Source organism: Nocardia sp. NPDC057272 (assembly GCF_042668615.1).
In the GTDB taxonomy this organism is placed as follows: domain Bacteria; phylum Actinomycetota; class Actinomycetes; order Mycobacteriales; family Mycobacteriaceae; genus Nocardia.
Genome location: NZ_JBHUYK010000059.1, coordinates 1 through 6,119 on the forward strand (window position 1 = coordinate 1; position 6,119 = coordinate 6,119).

A 6,119-nucleotide genomic window follows, 5' to 3' on the forward strand; every position below is an offset into this window, starting at 1 on the left:
GTGCGCTCGGCCGGGTGATCGGGGTCCAGCGGCACGTAGGCGCCACCGGCCACGCTCACCGCGTACATGCCGATCACCAGATCGAGCGAGCGGCGCATGCCGAGCGCGACCATGGTGTCCGGGCCGACGCCCTGGGCGATGAGGTGGCGGGCCAGGCGGTTCACCTGCGCGGTGAACTCGCGGTAGGACAGACTCGTCCCCTCGAACGTCACGGCGGTCGCGTTCGGGCTGGTCGCGGCCTGTGCCTCGAACATCGACACCAGCGTGGCGGCCTGGTCGACCGGGTGCTCGGTGGCGTTCCAGTCGGTGACCACCTGGCGGTATTCGGCCGGGGCCAGCAGGTCGACCTCGCCGATCGCGCGGGCGGGCTTGGCCACGACCGCGGTCAGCATCCGCACCAGGCGCTGCGCGAGGGCGGCGATGGTGTCGGCGTCGAACATATCGGTGGCGTAGGCGAATTCGGCGGTCATGCCGTCGGCGGAACCGTCGGCACGGTGACGATCGGCCAGATTCAGGTGCAGATCGAACTTGGCGGTGACCACGTCCAGCGGCACGCCCGCGACCTCGAGGCCGGGCAGTTCGAAGGACGCCTCACCGGTGTTCTGGAACGACAGCATCACCTGGAACAGCGGGTGGCGCGCCTGCGAACGGGCCGGGTTGAGGATCTCCACGAGCCGCTCGAACGGCAGGTCGGCGTGGCCGAAGGCCGCGAGGTCGTTCTCCCTGGTCTGCGCGAGCAGCTCGGTGAACGGCTGGGCCGGGTCGACGGCACTGCGCAGGACCAGGGTGTTGACGAACATGCCGATGGCGTCGTCGAGCACCGCTTCACCGCGACCGGCGACGGCGGTGCCGATGGCGATGTCGTCGCTGCCCGACAGACGGGCCAGCAGGGCGGCGAACGCGGCGTGCACGACCATGAACAGGCTGGCGCCGTGTTCGCGGGCCAGCGCGTTGAGTCCGGCCGACAGGGCCGGGTCGATCGAGAACTCGTGCACCCCACCGCGATTGGACGCGACGGCGGGCCGGGCCCGGTCGGCGGGCAGGTCGAGCTGGTCGGGCAGCCCGGCCAGGTTCTGCGACCAGTAGGCCACCTGCTGGGCGATCATCGACGACGAATCCGCTTCGGAGCCCAGCGTTTCACGCTGCCACAGGGCGAAGTCGGCGTACTGCACGGGCAGCGGGGTCCAGCCGGGCGCCTCCCCGCGCGAGCGGGCGGCGTAGGCGATCATCACGTCGCGGGCCAGCGGGCGCACCGACCAGCCGTCGCCGGAGATGTGGTGCACGACGAAGACCAGCACGTGGGTGTCGGGGTGCGAGCCGTCCATGGAGCCCGCGATGCGCAGCAGTTCGGCACGCACCGGGACCTCGGCGGTCACGTCGAATCCGGCGAGCACGAGTTCGCTGATGCGATCGCGGATCTCGTCCTCGCCGACGGTGATCGGGTGCAGCGAGATCGGCATCTGCCCGGCGGGCAGCACGACCTGCACACCCTGGCCGTCGGCGGTCTCCGGGTAGACGGTGCGCAGCACCTCGTGCCGGTCGACCACGTCGGCGACGGCCTGACGCAGGGCATCGATGTCGAGGTCGCCGGTCAGGCGGACCGCGAGGGGGATGTTGTTGACGCCGGTCGCGCTGTCGAAGCGGTTGAGGAACCACATGCGCTGCTGAGCGAGCGAGAGCGGGATCTGGTCCGGACGCGCACCGGCGACGAGCTCGCGACGGCTGCCGCTGCCCGCGTGGACCTCGACCTTGGTGGCCAGCGCGGCCACCGAGGGCGCCTCGAACAGAGCGCGCACGGGGACGCGGGTGTCGAGGGCGGCACCGAGGCGGGCGACCACCTGGGTGGCGATGAGCGAGTTGCCGCCCAGATCGAAGAAGTCGTCGTCGAGGCCGACCGCGCGGTCGCCGGTCAGGCCGAGCACCTCGGCGAAGGTGGCGGCGACGATCTCCTCGATCGGCGTGCGCGGCGCACGGAACTCGCGCGCCTCGAACACCGGCTCGGGCAGGGCGCGCCGATCGAGCTTGCCGTTGGCGCTCAGCGGCATCTCGTCGATCACGACGAACGCCGCCGGAACCATGTAGGACGGCAGCTGCGCCGCGAGCTGCGCGCGCAGAACGTCGATGTCGACGGTCTCGCCCACCGCGGGGACGACATAGCCGACGAGCTGGTCACCGGTGCGAGCGTCCGAACGCACGACCACCACGGCTTGCGTCACGGTGCTGTGCGCGGTGAGCGCGGCTTCGATCTCACCGAGCTCGATCCGCAGACCACGCAGCTTGACCTGGAAGTCGGTGCGGCCGAGATAGGTGATGACGCCGTTCTCATCGCGGCGGACGAGGTCACCGGTGCGGTACATGCGCTCGCCGTCGATCCCGAACGGGTCGGCGACGAAGCGGTCGGCGGTGAGATCCGGCCGGCCGAAGTAACCGCGTGCCAGCTGGGCACCAGCCAGGTACAGCTCACCGGCGACACCGGCGGCCACGGGGTGCAGGCGCGAATCCAGGACGTAGGCCTGCGAGTTCCAGACCGGCGCACCGACCGGGACGGCGCCGTCGACCTGGTCGGCGACCGGGCCGTGCGTCGCGTGGACGGTGAACTCGGTGGGGCCGTACAGGTTGAACAGCGCCGCGTCGCTCACGTTGCGGAATGCGACGACCGTATCGGCGGTGAATGCCTCACCGGCGATCAGCAGGGCGCGCAGCGAGGACAGAGCTCCGCCCTCGACCGCGGCCTGGTCGATGCTGCCCGCGAACACGGTGAGCATCGACGGCACGAACGAGGTCATCGTCACCCGTTGCGCGGCGATGACATCCGCGAGGTACTGCGGGTCGCGGTGACCATCGGGGCTCGCCACGACGATCCGGCCGCCGGTGCTCAGCGGGCCGAACAGCTCCCACACCGACACGTCGAAGGTGGCGGGCGTCTTGAACAGCACCACATCGTCGGCGCCGATGCCGTATTCGCCGGTGATCCAGCGGATCTGGTTGACCACGGCCGAGTGCGGCACGGCCACACCCTTCGGGCGACCGGTCGAGCCGGAGGTGAAGATGACGTAGGCCGGGTGCCGCGGGAGCAGCGGAACGATCCGCTCGGCATCGCTGACCGGAGTCTGCGGGTACGCCGTGAGGTCGATCGCGTCGATGACCAGCGTCGTCGGGGCGGCGTCCACGGCCGCGTCGTCGTCGAGTCCGAACCCGTCGCGGGTAGTGGTGAGGACGGCGACCGGGGCTGCCGTCTCCAGGACGTAGGCGATGCGGTCGGCGGGCTGGTCCAGGTCGAGCGGCACGTAGCCGCCGCCTGCTTCCTGCACCGCGTAGGCCGCGACGACCAGGTCGATGCTGCGGCGAAGGCCGAGCGCGACGAGGGATTCCGGGCCGACGCCCGCTTCGATCAGGCGATGCGCCAAACGGTGCACGCGAGCGGCGAATTCGGCGTAGGTCAGGGTCTCGCCGGTGGCGGGGTCGACCATCGCGACCGCGTCGGGGGTGGCCAGCGCCTGGCGGGCGAACTCGTCCACCAGGGTGCCCGCGCCGGGCAGCTCGTGCGCGGTGTCGTTCCAACCACGCACGGCCAGTGCGGTTTCGGCGGAGTCGAGCAGGGCGATATCGCCGACAGCGCGGTTCGGAGCAGTCGCGATCTCGGCGAGCAGGCGGGCGAAGCGGGCGCCGAAGCGGTCCATGGTGGCCGCGTCGAACAGGTCGGTGGCGTAGATCAGCTCGGCGACGATCCCGGATGCGTCACCCGGCTTCTCGGTGAGCACGACCTGCAGGTCGAACTTGGCCACGTCGATCGGCAGATCGACGCCGCTCACGGTGAGGCCGGGCAGTTCCAGGCTGGTCTGGCCGGTGTTCTGGAAGGCCAGCATGACCTGGAACAGCGGGTGGCGGGCCTGCGAGCGGGCCGGGTTGATGATCTCGACGAGACGTTCGAACGGCAGATCGGCGTGACCGAAGGCGGCGATGTCGCTCGCGCGGACCGCACCGAGCAGGTCGGTGAAGCTCGCGTCGCTGTCGATCTCGGTGCGCAGCACCAGGGTGTTGACGAACATGCCGATCAGGTCGTCGAGCGCGCGCTCACCACGACCCGCGATGGGGGTGCCGATGGCGATGTCGTTCTCGCCGGACAGGCGCGAGAGCAGCAGTGCCAGCGCCGCGTGGGAGACCATGAACAGCGTCGCGCCGCGGGTGCGGGCCAGCTCGGTCAGGGCCGCATGGGTTTTCGCGTCGATCTCGAAAGTGTGGGTGGCGCCGCGTCCGCTGGCGACCGCGGGGCGCGGCCGGTCGGCGGGCAGGTCGAGCTGTTCGGGCAGGCCGCGCAGGGTCGAACCCCAGAACGAGATCTGCTGGGCGATCACCGATTTCGCGTCGTCCTCGTCACCGAGCACGGCGCGCTGCCACAGCGCGAAGTCGGCGTACTGGACTTCCAGCGGACGCCAGGCCGGTTCGGCGCCTTCGACGCGGGCGCTGTAGGCGGTCATCACGTCGCGGGTCAGCGGGCCCATGGAGAAGCCGTCGGCCGAGATGTGGTGCACGACAAGGGCGAGCACATGTTCGGTGGGACTCACCTCGAACAGGGCCGCGCGGAACGGCACCTCGGCGGTGACGTCGAACGCGGTGCGTACGAGCTCCGAAAGCCGTTGCGGCAGTTCGGCGGCGGTGGTCTCGATCGGCGCGAGGTCGGGGATGACCTTGCCGGTCGGCACGATCACCTGGTAGCCGGCGCCGGAAACCTCCGGGTAGTAGCTGCGCAGGGACTCGTGGCGGGCGAGCACGTCGGCCACGGCCACCTGCAGCGCCTGGCGGTCGAGCAGGCCCGACAGCCGGACGGCGGCGGGGATGTTGTCCACCGCGGACTCGGGGTCGAAGCGGTTGAGGAACCACATGCGCTGCTGGGCCAGCGACAGCGGCACCCGCTCGGGGCGCTGCTGCGGCACCAGCGGCGCGCGGCGTTCGGCACCGGAGTGCGTCTCGGCCCGCGCGGCCAGTCCGGCGACGGTGGAGGACTCGAACAGTTCGCGCACGCCGATATCGGTGTTGAGCGCGGCCGACAGGCGGGCGGCGACCTGGGTGGCGGTCAGCGAGTTGCCGCCGAGCGCGAAGAAGTCGTCGTCCAGCCCGACCCGATCCACACCGAGCACACCGGCGAAGGTGGCGGCGACGATTTCCTCGACGGGGGTGGTCGGGGCGCGGAACACCGCGGCCTCGAACACCGGCGCGGGCAGCGCCTTGCGGTCGAGCTTGCCGGAGGCGTTGAGCGGGAACTCGTCGAGCACGACGATGACCGAGGGCACCATGTACGCGGGCAGGTTGCTGCCCAGTTCCTCGCGAGCGTCCTCGATGTCGACGGTGCGGCCGGTCGCGGGGATGACGTAGGCGACCAGCTGGTCGCCGGTGTGCTGATCGCCGCGCACGACGACCACCGACTGGGCGACCTCGTCGAGGCCGGTCAGCGCGGACTCGATCTCGCCGAGCTCGATGCGCAGACCACGCAGTTTCACCTGGAAGTCGGTGCGGCCCAGGTACTCCAGCTCGCCCTGTTCGGTCCAGGCGACGAGGTCACCGGTGCGGTACATGCGCTCGCCGTCGTCGCCGAACGGATCGGCGACGAAGCGATCGGAGGTCAGGTCCGGACGGGCGACATAGCCACGCGCCAGCTGAACACCGGCGAGATAGAGCTCACCCGCGACACCGACCGGGACGGGGCGCAGGCGCGCGTCGAGGACGTAGACCTGGGTGTTGAAGACCGGGGCACCGATCGGCACCGTGTCCACGTCGGTGTCGACGACCTCGTGGAAGGTGACGTCGACCGCGGCCTCGGTGGGTCCGTACAGGTTGTGCAGGGCGGCGCCGGTCAGCTCGCGCAAACGGTGAGCGGGCTTGGGCGGCAACGCTTCACCGGAGGCGAACACCATCCGCAGCGACGCGCAGCGCGCGGCCGCGGCGTCGGCGACGAACACGGCCAGCATCGACGGCACGAAGTGGGTGACCGTGACGCCCTCGGTGTGAACGATCTCGGCGAGGTACGCCGGATCACGATGGCCGTCCGGCTTCGCGACGACCAGCTTCGCACCGATCTGCAAGGGCCAGAAGAACTCCCACACCGACACGTCGAACGTCGC

1 protein-coding gene is annotated in these 6,119 nt (G+C 70.7%); it reads right to left on the reverse strand.

All coding sequences use genetic code 11. The features are described 5' to 3' along the window. Positions 1-6,119, reverse strand: a 6,119-nt coding sequence (locus ACFULV_RS34810; protein ID WP_378664342.1) for an amino acid adenylation domain-containing protein, incomplete at both ends; no start/stop codon positions are given.